Source organism: Herbaspirillum sp. AP02, from assembly GCF_015767275.1.
GTDB lineage: Bacteria > Pseudomonadota > Gammaproteobacteria > Burkholderiales > Burkholderiaceae_D > Herbaspirillum.
Genome location: NZ_JADWMY010000001.1, coordinates 866,899 through 883,238 on the forward strand (window position 1 = coordinate 866,899; position 16,340 = coordinate 883,238).

A 16,340-nucleotide genomic window follows, 5' to 3' on the forward strand; every position below is an offset into this window, starting at 1 on the left:
TTTGACCTTCCTTGGGGACCACGCGCAAAGCGCCTGCGCGCCTTGCCCCCCTTCCCTACCTATCCGCGCAGCCGGAACACGCTCACCGTCTCGCTCAGGGAAGCAGCCTGTTCCTGCATCTGGCGCGCCGCGGCGGCGGCCTGCTCGACCAGTGCCGCATTCTGCTGGGTCGCCTCGTCCATCAGGTTGATGGCCTGGTTGACCTGCTCGATGCCATCACTCTGCTCCTGCGAGGCGGACGTGATCTCGCCCACGATGTCGGTCACCCGGCGTACGCTGGCCACCACTTCCTCCATGGTCGTACCGGCCTGCTCGACCAGCTTGCTGCCGGCCTCGACCTTGCCTACCGAATCGCCGATCAGCTCCTTGATTTCCTTGGCCGCACTGGCCGACCGCTGGGCCAGGGTGCGCACTTCCGAGGCCACCACCGCGAAGCCACGCCCCTGTTCACCGGCACGGGCCGCTTCCACCGCGGCGTTCAAGGCCAGGATGTTGGTCTGGAAAGCGATGCCATCGATCACTGCGATGATGTCCACGATCTTGCGCGAGGAATCGTTGATCGAGCCCATCGTCGCCACCACCTCCGACACCACCGAGCCGCCCTGCACCGCCACCTCGGACGCAGACGCCGCCAGTTGGTTGGCCTGGCGCGCATTGTCGGCGTTCTGCTTGACCGTGGAGGTCAGTTCTTCCATCGCCGAGGCAGTCTCTTCCAGCGAACTGGCCTGCTGTTCGGTGCGATTGGACAGGTCCAGATTGCCGTCGGCGATTTCGGTAGAGGCCGTGGCAATGGTGTCGGTACCCTGGCGCACGCGACTGACGATGCCCACCAGGTTGTCGTTCATTTCCTTGAGCGCGCGCATCAGTTGCCCGGTCTCATCGCCGCGACTGACCTCGATCTGGTTGTCCAGCTGCCCCTTGGCCACGCGACTGGCGACATCGACCGCCTTGTTCAGCGGCGTCGTGATGGAGCGCGTGATGACCAGCGCCAGCACGATTCCCAACAGGATGGCGATCACCCCCAGCGTCATCATCACGATGCGCGCCGTCCGGAACAGGCCGTCGATCTCCACCGTCAGGCTCTGGATGCGCTCGGTCTGCAGGTTCGCCAGCTTTTCGATGGCGGCCAGGTAGACCCGCGTGCTGGGCAACAGCTGTTCGTCAACCGCCTTGCGCGCGGCTTCCTCGTTGCCGGCATCCTTTTCCTTGAAGACGGCGGCATTGGCCGCCAGCACCACCTTGCGCCGCTCGTTGATCTCGTTCAGACCGGCCCGACCGGCATCGTCGGTGATCAGCTCTTCCATGCGCTTGACCAGCTCATTGTTCTTGCTGATGGTGGCACCGATTTCCTGCTTGTAGAACTTCTGCTGCTCGGGGTCCGCATTCTTGGCCGCCGCCACGATGCGCCCGATGTTGATTTCGATGGACTTGTAGAAGGTGTTGACCAGCCGCTCCTTGACCAGCGCATCGTTGACCATCATGTCGTTGAGTTTGCTTACGGCCTGCAGGCGCCAGACGCCGATGCCGGTAATCATTGCCATCAACACCAGAACCGCCGCAAATGCCAACCCCAGACGGACACCAATTGTCATATTCTTCATTGCTTCCCCATCTCCCATTGTGTGAGACGCAGCCATTGCACCTGCGCCGCTGCCCGCACTCGCATCCTCATACGGATGAGTCATTATCGGTCAGCTGATGTCGCACTTGAGATGCTTCGCGTCAAATCGGCAGAAATCTTTTATCATCCGGGACAGACGCTACCAATCAGTAGCCAGCATCGGAAAGCGAGCTTTTCTTTCCGAACGCGATCCTGAGCAACCCCAACCTGCAAACGCAATGCCCCACTTCGAGAATTCCCTGGTCTGGTTCCGCCGCGACCTGCGTCACACCGACCACGCCGCCCTGTACCATGCGCTCTCTCAGAGCGCCAAGGTCTGGTGCGCATTCGTCTTCGATACCGACATCCTGGACGCCCTCAAGGCCGAAGGCGTCACCCGCGACCGCCGCATCGACTTCCTGCTGGCCAGCGTGGCTGAACTGGATGCCGCCTTGCGCGAGGCCGGTGGCGGCCTGATCGTGCTGCATGGCGCAGCGGCGCAGCGCATTACCGAGCTGGCGGCCGAACTGAAGGTGCAGGCGGTCTTCACCAATGCCGACTATGAACCGGCGGCCATCGCGCGTGACCAGTGGGTGGCACGACAACTGAAGCAACAAGGAACGCAGCTGCTGAGCTACAAGGATCAGGTCATCTTCGAGAAAGAGGAAGTGCTGACCCAGTCGGCCAAGCCCTTCTCGGTCTTCACGCCCTACAAGAACGCCTGGATGGCCAAGCTGGCCGCCGCCGGTGGCGATTTCTACCTCAAACCCTATCCGGTGGAAAAATACCTCAAAGCGCTGGCCAGGCCGCCCGCCAGGCTGGCCCACGCCCTGCCCAGCCACGAGCAACTCGGCTTTGCGCCCAGCAATCTGCAGGAACTGAAGATCCCCACCGGCATGTCCGGCGGCCAGGCGCTGCTGGATGACTTCCTCGGCCGCATCGGCGCCTACGGCACGGCGCGTGATTTCCCGGCGGTGAAGGGGCCGTCCTACCTGTCGGTCCACCTGCGCTTCGGCACGGTGTCCATCCGTACCCTGGCGCGCACGGCGATGCAGGCCATGCACGCCGGCCAGGGTGCGGCCGGGGCCGCGGTATGGCTGTCGGAGCTGACCTGGCGCGATTTCTACTTCATGATCCTTCACCATCATCCGCGTGTGACTGAAAAAGCCTTCAAGCCAGAGTACGACGCCATCCGCTGGGAACAGGGCCCGCATGCCGATGAATTGTTCGCCGCCTGGTGCGAGGGCCGCACCGGCTACCCGCTGGTGGACGCGGCCATGGCCCAGATCAACCAGACCGGCTACATGCACAATCGCCTGCGCATGGTGGTGGCCAGCTTCCTGACCAAGGACCTGGGCATCGACTGGCGCCGGGGCGAGCGCTATTTCGCCATCCACCTCAATGACTTCGACCTGTCCGCCAACAATGGCGGCTGGCAATGGGCCTCTTCCTCGGGTTGCGATGCCCAACCCTATTTCCGCATCTTCAACCCGGTCACGCAGTCGGAGAAGTTCGACCCCGACGGCAAGTTCATCCGGCGCTACCTGCCGCAACTGGCCAAGCTGTCCGACAAGCGCATCCACGCACCATGGACGGCCACGCCGGACGAGCGCATGGACGCGGGCGTGACGCTGGGCCAGAACTATCCGCGCCCCATCGTGGACCACGCCCAGGCGCGCGAGCGCACGCTAGAACGTTATGCAGTGGTGAAGAAGGCCGAATAAGCCCATCGACCGATCTGGATGGGCAAGAAAAAACGGACTGCAACTCACATTGCAGTCCGTTGTTCATTTCGCCGGGAGGATCACTCCGACATGACAGGCTCCACTTTCTTGTCCTGATCGAAGCGGATCGGTGGCACCCGCCGCACCATCCACAAGCCCACCAGCGCGGCCACGATGGCAATGGCGATGCCCATATGGATGGCCCCGACCAGCGCGTCACGGGCCGCATCCAGCAAGGCCGAGCCATTGTGGCCGGCCTGCATCAGCTGGGCCAGCAGCACCGACTGGATGTCGTGGTTGACCAGCACTTCCGGGTCGCTGAAATCCTTGAGCCATTGGGCGGCATGATCGCCCTCCAGCGCCTTCTGCACGCCGGCACCATACATCTGGCTGACCAGCGTGCCGGTGATGGCGGTCCCCAGCATCCCGCCGATCATGCGCAGGGACTGCAGCAAGGCGGTGGCAATACCCAGGTGCTCGCGGGCCGCAGCCTGCTGGGCGAACACCGTCAGGTTGGGCAAGACCAGCCCCAGCCCGAAACCGCCGGCCAGCATCACCGCCAGCAGGAAGCCGTTGCCGGTATTGCGGTCGCACAGCACCACCCCCAGGCAAGCGGCGGCGATCAGGGCGAAGCCCAGGTTCATCATCAGGTTGGGGTTGGGGATGCGGGTGATGATGCGACCGTTGACGATGCTGGCCACGGTGATGCAGGCCACCAGCGGCGTGATCAGCAGCCCCGCTTCCCGCGGGCTCAGGCCGAAACCGCCCTGGAATAGCAAGGGCGCATACATCAGTAGCGAGAACATGGCAAAGCCGGCCAGCACCGACAACAGGAACAGGCTGGCCAGCGCCCGGTCGCGCAGCATCTCGAAAGGCAGGATGGGTTGCGCGGCGCGCTGCTCCCACTTCCACAAGGCATAGAAGGCTGCCACCGAGAGCAGCAGCAGGGCCAGCATGCCGCCGGTGATGCCGCGCTTGGGCAGCAGTTCCACCAGCAATTGCAGGCTACCCAGCGACAACGAGATCAGCAATGCGCCCGGCCAGTCCAGCCGCATCTTGCCGGCATGCTGCATGTGCCGGATATGCGGCACGAAGCGCCAGACGAAGAACAACGAGATCACGCCGATGGGCAGGTTGCAATAGAACACCCAGCGCCAGCCCAGCCCCTGCGTGAGAAAACCGCCCAGCGATGGCCCCACGGCGGTAGCAATGCCGAACGAGGCCGACAGGATGATCTGCCAGCGCAGCCGCACGCGCGGATCGGGAAACAGGTCGGCGATGGACGCGAAGCAGGTCCCCACCAGCATGCCCCCACCGATGCCCTGCAGGCCGCGCGCCAGCACCAGGAACAGCATGCTGTCGGCCATGCCGCACAGTGCCGAGGCACCGACGAAGACGACAATGGAAGCAATCACGAAGGGCTTGCGACCGAAGTAATCGCCCAGCCGCCCGAAGATGGGCACGGTGATCACCGAGGTCAGCAGGTAGGCCGTAGCTACCCAGGCGTAGAGCTCGAAGCCCTTGAGTTCAGCCACGATGGTGGGCAGCGCGGTACCGACAATGGTCTGGTCCAGGGCGACCAGCATGATGACGAAGCAGATGCCGAGCGTGGCCAGCAAGGATTCGCGGAACGGCAGGACTTGGCCGCTGGAATGGGCGGCGGCGGTGTGTTGGGCCATATGGCGAGGGATGCAATCCGGAAGTTGCGCAAGTGCGCCAATCCGCCATTCTAGCGCCGCAGCGGGCGGCTTGCCGGCGCCCTCGCTATGGCGTGGCCTCAGATCGCCCGGCCAGCCACCTGAACGGCCTGGCAGATCGCCATGCCGGAGGTGGATGTCGTCCCGGGCCTGGCGCGGTCAGGGCGGCTGCAGCTGTGGCGCCGCAACGCCCCGGAGGACGCTGCGGCCTGCACCGGACTCAGTCGCCAGCGATGGTCATGTTTTCCAGCAGGATGGAACCGGTCTCCTTGGTCCCGCGCACCAGCGTGTCATTCCCCACGGCGACGATCTGGCGCAGCATCTCCTTCATGTTGCCGGCGATGGTGATCTCCTCCACCGGGTACTGGATCACGCCATTCTCGACCCAGTAACCGGAGGCGCCACGCGAATAATCGCCGGTGACGTAGTTCACGCCCTGCCCCATCAGTTCGGTCACCAGCAGGCCGCTGCCCATCTTCTTCAACATGCCCTTGAAGGTATCGGCCTTGGTGGTCAGACCCGAGCGCAGCGTCAGGTTGTGCGATCCACCGGAGTTGCCGGTGGTCTGCATACCCAGCTTGCGGGCCGAATAGGTGGACAGGAAATAGCCCTGCACCACGCCATCCTTGACCACCTCGCGCTTGACGGTGCGCACGCCTTCTTCATCGAAGGGGGCGGAGCCGACGGCGCCGATCACGTGCGGATCTTCCAGGATCTGGATGTGCTCGGGGAAGACCTGCTGGCCCAGCGAATCCAGCAGGAAGGTCGACTTGCGGTACAGCGCACCGCCCGAGACCGCCTGTACGAAGGCGCCCAGCAAACCGGCCGCCAGCGGTGCCTCGAACAGCACCGGGCACTTGCGGGTGCTCAGCTTGCGCGCATTCAGGCGCGCCAGCGCGCGCTCGGCGGCATAGCGGCCGATGGCTTCAGGCTTGGCCAGCAGCTTCGGATCGCGCTTGGAGGAATACCAGTCGTCGCGCTGCATGCCCGCGCCCTTGCCGGCGATCGGCGCCACCGAGATGGTATGGCGCGAGAACGGGTAGCCGCCCATGAAGCCACGGCTGTTGGCCGCGATGAAATGCGAGTGTTGCACGTAGACACCGGCGCCTTCGCTGTTGCTGATGCGGGGGTCGGTCTCCAGGGCTGCCGATTCGCAGCGTTGGGCCAATGCCACAGCTTCTTCAGTGGAAATATTCCACGGCGAAAACAGTTTCAGGTCGCGCGGTGCCATTTCCAGCATCTCGGCCTCGGGCAGGCCGGCGCAATCATCGATGGAGGTAAAGCGGGCGATGTTGTAGGCCGCTTCCACCGTTTCCTGCAAGGCCTGCTGCGAGAAATCCGAGGTGCTGGCGTTGCCGCGCCGCACCTGGCGGCCTTCTCCGAGGAACACCGTCACGCCGATGCCCTTGTCCTTGTTCTGCTCGATGGTTTCGATCTTGCCCTTGCGCACCGCTACCGACAGGCCACTGCCTTCGCTGATATCGACGGCGGCATCCGAGGCGCCCTTGTCACGGGCATAACGCAGGACATCCTGCGCCAACTGCTTCAACTGATCCTGACTGTGCGTAAATGGGGTATCGCTCATGAGCCTGTTTTCTCTGAAATGCGGGTAAAACGGTTATCATAGCAGTCGTTAAGCTTTATTTCTCGAAGTCACGATATGCCCAATGCCAACCGCGGTGCTGTCGGATTCCAATCCAGCGAATTCGAACAGGAATACGACCGCCCCTCCAAGTCCCAACTCAAGCGCGAGATGGATGCCCTGCAAAAACTGGGCGAATCCCTGGTCGCCGAACCGCGCGACCGCGTCAAGCGCGTCCCCATGCCCGAAGACGTGCGTGACGCCATCCTCGAATGCCAGCAGATCAAGGACCACGAAGGCCGACGCCGCCAGATGCAGTACGTAGGCAAGAAAATGCGCACGCTGGAAGCCGATGAACTGGCCATCATCCAGAAGACCATCGACAGCTGGCACGGCGCCTCCAAGGCGGAAACCGCCGCCATGCACGCCCTCGAACGCCGCCGCGAAAAGCTGCTGGCCGACGACCAGGCGCTGACCGAACTGCTGGACCGCCATCCCGAGGTCGACGTGCAGCACATGCGCACGCTCATCCGCAATGCCCGCAAGGAGCAGGCCGAGCACAAGCCACCCAAGGCCTACCGCGAAATCTTCCAGATCCTCAAGCAGTTGCAGACCCAGGCCGCCCTGGCCAAGGGCGAGGCGGTCGAGGAAGCGGATGAACAGGACGACGATGAGCGTTGAAGCCGGCAAGGGCGAGGTCCTGCGGGTCGGGCTGGTCTCGATTTCGGATCGCGCCTCCGGTGGGGTCTACCAGGACCAGGGCATCCCGGCCCTGCAGGAATGGCTGGGCAGCGCGCTGACCACCCCGTTCCAGATCGAAACCCGCCTGATCCCGGACGAACGGGCCCAGATCGAACAGACGCTGATGGAGCTGGTCGATGTCAGCGCCTGTGACCTGGTGCTCACCACCGGCGGCACCGGCCCCTCGCGGCGCGATGTCACGCCCGAAGCCACGCTGGCCATCGGCACCAAGGAAATGCCGGGCTTCGGCGAACAGATGCGGCAGATCAGCCTGCAGTTCGTGCCGACGGCCATCCTCTCGCGCCAGGTAGCGGTGATCCGCGAGACCGAGCGCCACGCCGCGCTGGTGCTGAACCTGCCGGGCCAGCCCAAGTCCATCCGCGAAACACTGGAAGGCCTGAAGGATGCCGATGGCAAGGTCAAGGTGCCGGGCATCTTCGCCGCCATCCCCTACTGCATCGACCTCATCGGCGGCCCGTACGTCGAGACCGACGAAACCGTCTGCAAGGCCTTCCGTCCCAAGTCGGCAATCCGGCCGGCGGTCAAGCCCGCCTGAGCGCTAGTTCGGGCACTTTCCCTCATCCGGCCCGCCACACAGCGTGGCCGCATTCAACAGATCCAGGAACTGCTGCAGGCCCGCCGGGCTGATCCGGTAAGGGTATTGCTTCAGTGCGTTCTCGGTCGGCGGCCGCCAGCTGAACTGCACCACGAACAGCCGCTCCTTGCCCTGATAGACCGCCAACACCGTGCCCTCGCCATAGGGGGCCGAGGGACCGACGCGGTCACAGAAGCCACCGCTGACCGACAGCGGGATATTGTTGGTGCTGCCATCCTTCTGCGACATCGGCACGAAGCGCCCCGGACAATTGCGCTGGGCACCCTGCATCACCTCGCTCAGGGCCACCTGCGGCACGCTCAGATTGCGTGCCCGGATGTTGGCCAGCAGGCCGGCATCGGGAAAGCTGCGGCGCTGCACCCCCATATAACCCTCGCGCCAGGAATCGTGCGCCTCGTTGGCCGGCAGGAAGTCGACCATGTAATCCCCCTCGGGGTCGCCATTCATGTAGGCCAGCCGCCAACCTGGCGGCGGCGCGATCATCAGGTTTTCGCCCACGGGCTGGAACAGCCGTCCCTCGGCCTCGGCGTGGCTGGGCATGGGGGTCAGCATCAGCAACGCGGCGCAGGTGGCCAGCAGATGGCGGATCAATGGTCGGCAATTCATGGAAGCATCCTCGTTCGGCGCGGCAGCATTTGCGCGGTGTTCATCGTATGATGTGAGCCCATCGCAATATGACTGGCTCGCAGCGACACTGGACGACGGACAACACCGTATTGTGCGCCGCCCTGGCGGCAGACACAAATCCGCCGCCTGCTCTCGGCCGTCAAGCGCCAATCTTCAACTCACAAGCAATCAGGAAATCTCGCCCATGGCCGCTCAACTCGAAACGATACAGATCGAAACCGCCCCCAACCCCACCGCCGCCGTCATCTGGCTGCACGGCCTGGGCGCCGACGGTTCGGACTTCGTGCCCATCGTGCGCGAGCTGGACCTCTCCGGCTGCCCGCCGATCCGCTTCATCTTCCCCACCGCGCCCACCATGCCGGTGACCATCAACGGCGGCTACGTGATGCGCGCCTGGTACGACATCTACGCCCCCGACCTGGTACGCCGCGAAGACGAACCCGGCCTGCGTGCCTCGCAGGCCGCCATCGAAGCGCTGATCGCCAACGAAAAGGCGCGCGGCATCCCGGTCGAGCGCATCGTGCTGGCCGGTTTCTCGCAAGGCTGTGCCATGACCCTGCAGGCCGGCCTGCGCCATCCGGAGCGACTGGCCGGCCTGATGTGCCTGTCTGGCTACCTGCCGCTGGCAGCCACCATCGAGGCCGAACGCCACGGCGCCAACCACGACACGCCGATCTTCATGGCGCACGGCACCATGGACCCGGTGGTGGTGCTGGAACGCGCCGTGAAGTCACGCGATCTGCTCACGCAACTGGGGCACAAGGTCGAATGGCATGACTACCCCATGCAGCATTCGGTGTGCGGCGAAGAAGTGGCCGATATCGGCACCTGGCTGACCAAGGTCCTGGCCTGAAGTCCTGAGCCCCTGATGCCGCGCTGAACGCGACGGCGACGGAAAACACAACGCCCCCGGACGACGCTGTCGTTCGGGGGCGTTGTGCCTGAAGCTGGCCGCGGCCTAAGCAGCGATCCGGCACTTCTGGTCAGGCGATTACTTCAGGCGGAACTTCAGTTCCTCGCCAGCCTGACGCATTGCGGTCTGCACGGCAGGCACCTTGGCCAGCACGTTCAGCAGGCCGAAGTCGTGGATCATGCCGTTGTAGCGCACGCTGGTCACGGCCACGCCGGCGGCTTGCAGCTTGCGACCGTAGGCTTCGCCTTCGTCACGCAGCACGTCGTTTTCGGCGGTCTGGATCAGGGTCGGCGGCAGGCCGCTCAACTCAGCCTGGGAAGCGTTGAGCGGCGAAGCGTAGATTTCCTTGCGCTTGGCGGCGTCGGTGGTGTAGCTGTCCCAGAACCACTTCATCATGTTCTTGGTGAGGAAGTAGCCATCAGCAAACTGGTTGTAGGAACCGGTCTCGAAGTTGGCATCGGTCACCGGCCACATCAGCACTTCCGAACGCAGTGCGGGGCCACCCTTGTCCTTGGCCATCAGGGCCACGACGGCGGCCATGTTGCCGCCGACGCTGTTGCCAGCCACCGCCAGGCGCTTGCCATCGACGTTGATTTCCTTGCCATGTGCGGCCACCCACTTGGTGGCGGCGTAGGCCTGGTTGATCGCCACACCATAACCGGCTTCCGGCGACGGAGTGTAGTTCACGAAGACGGCCACGGCACCGGAGTTGGCCACCAGGTCACGCACCAGGCGTTCGTGGGTCGGGAAGTCGCCCAGCACCCAGCCACCGCCGTGGAAGAACATGAAGGCCGGCAGCGTCTTCTTGGCCGAACCGGCCGGACGCACGATGGTCAGCTTGATTTCCTGGCCGTCGGCAGTGATGGTCTTTTCCGACACATCCGCCTTGGGCAATTCCAGCTTCACGCCGGCTTGCGCCCCCACCAGCACGGCACGCGCATCCTTCGGGGAGAGCTGTTCCAGGGGCTTGCCACCGCCCGCTTCCAGGGCCTGCAGGAAGGACTGGGTGGTCGGCTCGACACCGGCGCCACCAGCTGCGTAGGCGTTGCCGAATACCAGACCGATGGCGGCGACGGCGGCGAGTTGCTTGAACGATTTCATGATCTTCTTCCTTTTCTCTATGGTCGGATTGGTGCATCTGCACCGGGAAATTTCAACAAGGGAACAACAACCAGCTACTTCGAAACACTGACCCCAAGGGTCGAAAACTGCATGGAAAGCACACAACTAAATCACTATTAAATAGCAAACTACTTATTAAAACTATTGGCTCTGCGTATAACAGCGCGGCCTGCAAACCTGAGCGACATTGACCTTGCTCACTATCGATCGCCACCGAGACTGCCAATGCAATCAACTCGCCACGCTATCATATAGCGCACTACTTATTTCGCCTTAAAAAAGGGACGTCGGCATGGCCATTACATCCCTCTCGCTCACTCGCCCGTATTCTTGTGCAAGCGGGCACGCAGCTCCATCAATTCTTCCTTCATCGCCATCAGTTCGGCGGCGGTGGACTCGGTCGCCCTCAACACTTCCCTGGGGAGCTCCACGGCCTGCTCGCGCAGCGCATCACCTTCGGGCGTCAGGGAAATGACCACCTGGCGCTCATCGCTGGCTGCACGTTCGCGGGTCAGCAATCCCTGCGCCTCCATGCGCTTGAGCAAGGGCGTGAGCGTGGCCGAATCCAGCACCAGGCGCTCGCCAATCTCGGAGACCGTCAACTGGTCCTGCTCCCACAACACCATCAGCACCAGATACTGCGAATAGGTGATGCCCATGTTGCGCAAGAGCTTGCGATAGAGCTTGCTCATCGACAGCGACGTCGAATACAGGGCAAAGCACAACTGGGCATCCAGTAGCGGGGCCGTCTTGCGTTTGTCTGTTTTCGAATTCATGGACGCAGTTTAGCGAGGCCAAAATTAAATAGCAAGCGATTTAATGAAAACTCTTTTATTCGTCATTGGCCGCGCCGTCCTGCCACACCCTGTGGCGCCGCTCCTGCACTCCGCAATGCGCGCACCGGCATTGGGCAGGCTGCCCCATGTACGAGATGGGGTCGCCCTATCCTGATCCATTCCGTCCAGCCAGGGCGGGCGGCATTCTCGCTGGTTGGAAAGCGGCCAGGTCAGCGCCGAGCGGCCGGGGGATGGCATGCTTCATGCATGTCTTCTTCGTTGTATACATTGACGTATCCGTGCTTGCCTTCAACATCGCCATCGCCTAAGCTGCGGCGATGGTCGGTGCCATGCTCTCCGGCGTCTTGCCCGGACGTCGCATGAAGGAACCGCAAGCCGGCTGCGATCAGTCCGTGATGACCCATGAAAGGAATACCGAATGAACCAGCGCGTCTCCCGTTTCCTGTTGTCCACGATGTCCTCGGCGGTACTTGCCGCCTGTTCCCTGCCGGCCCTGGCAGTGACCCTGAACATCTCGCTGGACGCCGATCCCGGCAAGCTCGATCCGACCCAGTCCTCGATGCTCAATGAACGCATCGTCTACCAGAGCATCTTCGACAAGCTGGTGGACCTGGATGGCGAAGGCAAGATCGTGCCGATGCTGGCCGAGCGCTGGACGGTCTCGGAGGACCAGAAGACCTATACCCTCTTTTTGCGCAAGGGCGTCAAGTTCCAGGACGGCACGCCCTTCGATGCCAAGGCGGTGGAATTCAACCTGCTGCGCGGCCAGGAAAAGACCTCCCTGCGTCGCAACGAGCTGAAGTACGTCAGCAAGATCACGGTGGTGGACGAGCACACCATCAAGCTGGATCTCTCCACGCCCTTCGCGCCCTTCCTCTCCATCCTCACCGACCGGGCCGGCATGATGTCCTCGCCGGCGGCCGTGAAGAAATACGGCGACGACTACGTCAACCATCCGGTCGGTACCGGCCCCTTCAGCTATGAAGGCCGGCTCAAGGGTGCCACCATCACCCTGAAGAAGAATCCCGACTACTGGCGCGCCGGCCTGCCCAAGGTGGACGAGGTGGTCTACAAGATCATGCCGGACGTCAACGTGGCCTTCAACAACCTGCGCAGCGGCCAGGTGGACATCACCAATCGCTTCCCCTACAAGGAAATCACCAACGTCCCGGCCAACGCCAGCTACACCGTGCTCAACAAGCCCTCGCTGGGCTTCCGTGGCTTCTACATGAATACCGGCAAGCCTCCCTTCGACAAGAAGGAAGTGCGCGAAGCCGTCGACATCCTGATCGACCGCAACGCCATCGCCAAGGTGGTCTACAACAACGCCGTCGCCGCCGGCCACTCGCCCTTCTCCAAGGCGCAATTCGCCAACGGTCCCAGCGACGTCCCGCCCAAGGTCGATGTGGCGCGAGCCAAGGCGCTGCTGAAGGCGGCCGGCAAGGAAGGCGGCTTCAGCTTCAAGCTGACCCTGCCCACCACCCCGGATGAATTGCAGGTCGGTCAGATGATCCAGGGCATGCTGCGTCCCGCCGGCATCAGCGTCACGCTGGAAAAGACCGAACTGGCCACCCAGATCGAGGCCGGCAAGGCCGGCAATTTCGAAGGCCTCTTCGTGGGCTGGAGCGGACGTCCCGATCCGGACCAGAACATCTATGACTTCGTCACCACCAATGGCTCGCTGAACTATTCCCACTTCGGCGCCAAGGAAGTGGACGACCTGCTGCAGCAGGCCCGGGTGGAAGGCGACCAGGCCAAGCGCAAGGGCTTCTACGACCAGGCCATGGCCATCCTGGTCAAGGAGGTACCCTACATCTACACCGTGCACGACAACGTGCTGTTCGGCATCGCCAAGTCGGTCAAGGGCTTCCAGTACGTGCCCGACGGCGTGATCCGCACTGCCACCGTGTCCAAGTAGTCGCACGCCATCGCAGGCCGCCTCAAGTCGTCTCAAGTCGTCTCAAGTCGTTTCGAAAACAAGCCATGCCCAAGCTGCTCAAGCGTCTCTTGCTGTCCCTCCCCACCTTGCTGCTGGTAAGCATGGTGGTGTTTTCCCTGCTGGCGGTGCTACCGGGCGATCCGGTGTCCGCCATCCTCGGCATGGAAGCCACGCCCGAAGCGGCGGCCGCCCTGCGCCTGAAACTGGGCCTGGATGATCCGCTGCTGGTGCAGTACGGGCGTTGGCTGTGGGCCGTGCTGCATGGCGACCTGGGCCGCTCCTTCATCGACAACACCCCGGTGGCCGAAGCCCTGTGGCAACGCCTGCCGGTGACCATCGAACTGGCCGTCGGCAGCTTCCTGGTGGCGGTGATCATCGCCGTGCCGGCCGGCATCCTCTCGGCCGCACGACCGCGTGGCTGGGCCAATGCCGTCGGCACCCTGATCGCGCTGTTCGGCATGTCGGTGCCGCACTTCTGGCTGGGCATGCTGTTCATCATCCTCTTTGCGGTCAAGCTGGGCTGGCTGCCGGCCTCGGGCTTCGTGCCACTGAGCGTGGACTGGCACGCCAACCTGATCGCCATGATCATGCCCATGGTGGTGACCGGCCTGCGCGAATCGGCCATCCTCATGCGCATGGTGCGCAGCAGCCTGCTGGAAGTGCTCAACGAAGACTACATCCGCACCGCCTTTTCCAAGGGCCTGCGCGACTGGCAGGTGGTGCTGGGCCACGCCCTGCGCAACGCCATGATTCCGGTGCTGACCGCCAGCGGCCTGATGGTCTCGGGCATGCTGGGCGGACTGGTGATCACCGAGAGCATCTTCGGCATTCCCGGCATGGGCAAGATGATCGTGGACGCCATCTTCCAGCGCGACTACGTGACCGTGCAGGCCGGCGTGCTGGCCGCCACTGTCATGGTGGTGATCGTCAACCTGGGCGTGGACCTGCTCTACAGCGTGATCGATCCGCGTATTTCACGATGAGCACGATGAGCACGATGAGCACGATGAGCACGATGAGCACCATGAGCACGATGATTCCGATGCGCCGCCAATCCCGCCCACCCCGCCAGACCCGACCATGAATTCCTCCTCCAACACGCCCCCCCAGGCCCTGCCGGAACTGCCGCGCTGGCGCACGCTGCGCCGCTTCGCCGGCAACCGGCTGGCGCTGATCGGCGCCCTCATCATCGGGCTGCTGATCGTGCTGGCGCTGGCCGCGCCACTGCTGGCGCACTACGACCCGATCTTCGACCAGGACTACGGCAACCTGCTGGCCGGCCCCAGCGCCGAACACTGGCTGGGCACCGACGACCTCGGCCGCGACATCTACACCCGCATGCTCTTCGGCTCGCGCATCTCGCTGCAGGCGGCGCTGATCTCGGTGGGGCTGGCGTTTTCCCTGGGCGTGCCCATCGGCATCATCAGCGGCTACTACCGTGGCGCGGTCGATGCCATCGTCATGCGCGTGGTCGATGCGCTGCAGGCCTTCCCCTCGCTGATCCTGGCGCTGGCACTGGCGGCCGCGCTGGGTGGCGGCTTCTACAATGCCATGGTGGCCGTGGGCATCGGCTTCACCTCTTCCTTCGTGCGCCTGGCGCGTGGCCAGGCCATGACCATCCGCAACCTGGATTACGTGATGGCCGCCCGCTCCATCGGCGCCGGCCACCTGCGCATCATGTGGCGCTACATCCTGCCCAATTCGCTGGCACCGCTGGTGATCCAGGCCACCTTCGCCATGGGCACCGCGATCATCGCCGAAGCCGGTCTGTCCTACCTGGGCCTGGGCGCCAAGCCGGAAGATCCGAGCTGGGGCTCCATGCTGCACATCGCCCAGGGCTACCTGAACACCACACCGATGCTGGCCATGTGGCCAGGTCTGGCGATCTTCCTGGTGGTGCTGGGCTTCAACCTGCTGGGCGACGGCATCCGCGAAGTCTTCGATCCAAAACTGAGCCGCTGATGAATCACCAAGTGAGTCACCAAGCGAGCCGCCAAGGAATACCCATGCTGGATATCGACAATCTGAAAATAGAATTCCTGAGCCACGGCCGGCGCGTGGCGCCGGTCGATGGCGTCTCCTTCTCGCTGGGCAGCGATGAAACGGTCGGCCTGCTGGGAGAATCGGGCTGCGGCAAGAGCGTGACCGCGCTGTCCATCCTGCGCCTGTTCCCCATGGCCAGCCAGGCCCGCCTGTCGGGGGCGATCCGTTTCGACGGGCGCGACCTGCTGCAGGCCGACGATGCAACACTGCGCGGCATCCGGGGCAAGGAGATCGCCATGATCTTCCAGGAACCGATGACTTCCCTGAACCCCTTGCACCGCATCGGCGAACAACTGGCCGAGATGCTGCGTATCCACACCGGCCTGGCGCGCCAGGAGATCGATGCCCGCGTGCTGGCCATGCTGGAACGCGTGGGCCTGGCACGGGCCGCGCAACTGGTGGACGAATACCCGCACAGCCTCTCCGGCGGCATGCGCCAGCGCGTGATGATCGCCATGGCGCTGCTGTGCAAGCCCAAGCTGCTCATCTGCGACGAACCCACCACCGCCCTGGACGTCACCATCCAGGCCCAGATCCTGGACCTGATGCGCGACCTCAAGCGCGAGCAGCAGACCTCCATCCTGTTGATCACCCACGATCTGGGCGTGGTGGCCGAGATGTGCGAACGGGTGGTGGTGATGTATGCCGGGCAGGTGGTGGAACAGAGCAGCGTGGTGGATCTCTTCGACCGCCCCGCCCACCCCTACACCCACGCCCTGATGCGCGCCCGCCCGGCGCTGGACGCCACGCCCGGCGCGCCCCTGAACGCCATTCCCGGCAGCGTGCCGCCGCCCGGCACCGTCAAGAGCGGCTGCCGCTTCGCCGCCCGCTGCGCCCGCGCGCAGGACATCTGCCGCCAGGAAATGCCGCCACTGGAAGACCTGGGCGACGGCCATCATGTGCGTTGCTGGTATCCGCATTGAAGCAAGGCTAATGACG

At 63.8% G+C, this 16,340-nt stretch carries 14 protein-coding genes; 8 read left to right on the forward strand and 6 right to left on the reverse strand.

Annotation, left to right across the window (positions count from 1 at the left end; genetic code table 11):
- Positions 1-59 precede the first annotated feature (59 nt).
- Positions 60-1,592 carry a methyl-accepting chemotaxis protein gene (locus tag I5R65_RS24410; RefSeq protein ID WP_305037789.1) on the reverse strand — a complete coding sequence of 511 codons (1,533 nt, stop codon included), beginning with the start codon at positions 1,590-1,592 and terminating at the stop codon, positions 60-62.
- Positions 1,593-1,839: 247 nt separating this feature from the next.
- Between I5R65_RS24410 and I5R65_RS03915 the strand changes: the two genes are divergently transcribed.
- Entirely contained in the window at positions 1,840-3,324 is a 1,485-nt protein-coding gene (locus I5R65_RS03915; protein ID WP_180667606.1) for a deoxyribodipyrimidine photo-lyase, read from the forward strand.
- An 80-nt stretch (positions 3,325-3,404) separates the two neighbouring features.
- Here I5R65_RS03915 and I5R65_RS03920 read toward each other — a convergent pair whose 3' ends face one another.
- Entirely contained in the window at positions 3,405-5,003 is a 1,599-nt protein-coding gene (locus I5R65_RS03920; protein ID WP_006463572.1) for an MDR family MFS transporter, read from the reverse strand.
- 238 nt (positions 5,004-5,241) lie between these two features.
- The gene (pmbA, locus tag I5R65_RS03925) at positions 5,242-6,606 is read right to left on the reverse strand and encodes a metalloprotease PmbA (RefSeq protein WP_180667604.1); all 1,365 of its coding nucleotides are present in this window, start codon (positions 6,604-6,606) and stop codon (positions 5,242-5,244) included.
- Between the two features lie 75 nt (positions 6,607-6,681).
- On the opposite strand from pmbA, the gene yjgA reads away from it, so the two are divergent.
- Both yjgA and mog read left to right on the forward strand, forming a co-directional pair.
- Positions 6,682-7,284 carry a ribosome biogenesis factor YjgA gene (gene yjgA / locus I5R65_RS03930; RefSeq protein WP_180667602.1) on the forward strand — a complete coding sequence of 201 codons (603 nt, stop codon included), beginning with the start codon at positions 6,682-6,684 and terminating at the stop codon, positions 7,282-7,284.
- Positions 7,274-7,900: a molybdopterin adenylyltransferase gene (mog, locus tag I5R65_RS03935; RefSeq protein ID WP_180667601.1), complete on the forward strand. Its 627-nt coding sequence runs from the start codon at positions 7,274-7,276 to the stop codon at positions 7,898-7,900. The genes yjgA and mog overlap by 11 nt, the downstream gene beginning before the upstream one ends.
- 3 nt (positions 7,901-7,903) lie before the next feature.
- Here mog and I5R65_RS03940 read toward each other — a convergent pair whose 3' ends face one another.
- A complete protein-coding gene (locus I5R65_RS03940; RefSeq protein WP_180667599.1) occupies positions 7,904-8,566 on the reverse strand; it encodes a hypothetical protein in 663 nt (220 codons plus the stop codon).
- A 205-nt stretch (positions 8,567-8,771) separates the two neighbouring features.
- On the opposite strand from I5R65_RS03940, the gene I5R65_RS03945 reads away from it, so the two are divergent.
- Positions 8,772-9,440, forward strand: a complete 669-nt coding sequence (locus tag I5R65_RS03945) for an alpha/beta hydrolase (protein ID WP_180667597.1) — start codon at positions 8,772-8,774, stop codon at positions 9,438-9,440.
- A gap of 138 nt (positions 9,441-9,578) precedes the next feature.
- Here the strand turns inward: I5R65_RS03945 and I5R65_RS03950 are convergent, their stop codons facing one another.
- Positions 9,579-10,601: an alpha/beta hydrolase gene (locus tag I5R65_RS03950; RefSeq protein ID WP_180667595.1), complete on the reverse strand. Its 1,023-nt coding sequence runs from the start codon at positions 10,599-10,601 to the stop codon at positions 9,579-9,581.
- 335 nt (positions 10,602-10,936) lie between these two features.
- Positions 10,937-11,398: a MarR family winged helix-turn-helix transcriptional regulator gene (locus I5R65_RS03955; RefSeq protein WP_006463580.1), complete on the reverse strand. Its 462-nt coding sequence runs from the start codon at positions 11,396-11,398 to the stop codon at positions 10,937-10,939.
- A gap of 439 nt (positions 11,399-11,837) precedes the next feature.
- Here I5R65_RS03955 and I5R65_RS03960 point away from each other — a divergent pair, with 439 nt between their 5' ends.
- The 4 genes from I5R65_RS03960 (at position 11,838) to I5R65_RS03975 (ending at position 16,324) form a co-directional block, all read left to right on the forward strand.
- Positions 11,838-13,337: an ABC transporter substrate-binding protein gene (locus I5R65_RS03960; RefSeq protein ID WP_077238505.1), complete on the forward strand. Its 1,500-nt coding sequence runs from the start codon at positions 11,838-11,840 to the stop codon at positions 13,335-13,337.
- A gap of 65 nt (positions 13,338-13,402) precedes the next feature.
- Positions 13,403-14,341 carry an ABC transporter permease gene (locus tag I5R65_RS03965; protein WP_180667593.1) on the forward strand — a complete coding sequence of 313 codons (939 nt, stop codon included), beginning with the start codon at positions 13,403-13,405 and terminating at the stop codon, positions 14,339-14,341.
- 97 nt (positions 14,342-14,438) lie between these two features.
- The gene (locus I5R65_RS03970) at positions 14,439-15,320 is read left to right on the forward strand and encodes an ABC transporter permease (protein ID WP_180667592.1); all 882 of its coding nucleotides are present in this window, start codon (positions 14,439-14,441) and stop codon (positions 15,318-15,320) included.
- Positions 15,321-15,364: 44 nt separating this feature from the next.
- Positions 15,365-16,324: an ABC transporter ATP-binding protein gene (locus I5R65_RS03975; protein ID WP_180667590.1), complete on the forward strand. Its 960-nt coding sequence runs from the start codon at positions 15,365-15,367 to the stop codon at positions 16,322-16,324.
- The last annotated feature ends 16 nt before the right edge of the window (positions 16,325-16,340 follow it).

Coding starts and splice junctions, on each gene's coding strand:
- I5R65_RS03975 (WP_180667590.1), top strand. CDS start 15,365: ATGCTGGATATCGACAATCTGAAAATAGAATTCCTGAGCCACGGCCGG.
- I5R65_RS24410 (WP_305037789.1), bottom strand. CDS start 1,592: ATGACAATTGGTGTCCGTCTGGGGTTGGCATTTGCGGCGGTTCTGGTG.
- yjgA (WP_180667602.1), top strand. CDS start 6,682: ATGCCCAATGCCAACCGCGGTGCTGTCGGATTCCAATCCAGCGAATTC.
- I5R65_RS03940 (WP_180667599.1), bottom strand. CDS start 8,566: ATGAATTGCCGACCATTGATCCGCCATCTGCTGGCCACCTGCGCCGCG.
- I5R65_RS03965 (WP_180667593.1), top strand. CDS start 13,403: ATGCCCAAGCTGCTCAAGCGTCTCTTGCTGTCCCTCCCCACCTTGCTG.
- I5R65_RS03945 (WP_180667597.1), top strand. CDS start 8,772: ATGGCCGCTCAACTCGAAACGATACAGATCGAAACCGCCCCCAACCCC.
- I5R65_RS03950 (WP_180667595.1), bottom strand. CDS start 10,601: ATGAAATCGTTCAAGCAACTCGCCGCCGTCGCCGCCATCGGTCTGGTA.
- I5R65_RS03960 (WP_077238505.1), top strand. CDS start 11,838: ATGAACCAGCGCGTCTCCCGTTTCCTGTTGTCCACGATGTCCTCGGCG.
- pmbA (WP_180667604.1), bottom strand. CDS start 6,606: ATGAGCGATACCCCATTTACGCACAGTCAGGATCAGTTGAAGCAGTTG.
- I5R65_RS03955 (WP_006463580.1), bottom strand. CDS start 11,398: ATGAATTCGAAAACAGACAAACGCAAGACGGCCCCGCTACTGGATGCC.
- mog (WP_180667601.1), top strand. CDS start 7,274: ATGAGCGTTGAAGCCGGCAAGGGCGAGGTCCTGCGGGTCGGGCTGGTC.
- I5R65_RS03970 (WP_180667592.1), top strand. CDS start 14,439: ATGAATTCCTCCTCCAACACGCCCCCCCAGGCCCTGCCGGAACTGCCG.
- I5R65_RS03915 (WP_180667606.1), top strand. CDS start 1,840: ATGCCCCACTTCGAGAATTCCCTGGTCTGGTTCCGCCGCGACCTGCGT.
- I5R65_RS03920 (WP_006463572.1), bottom strand. CDS start 5,003: ATGGCCCAACACACCGCCGCCGCCCATTCCAGCGGCCAAGTCCTGCCG.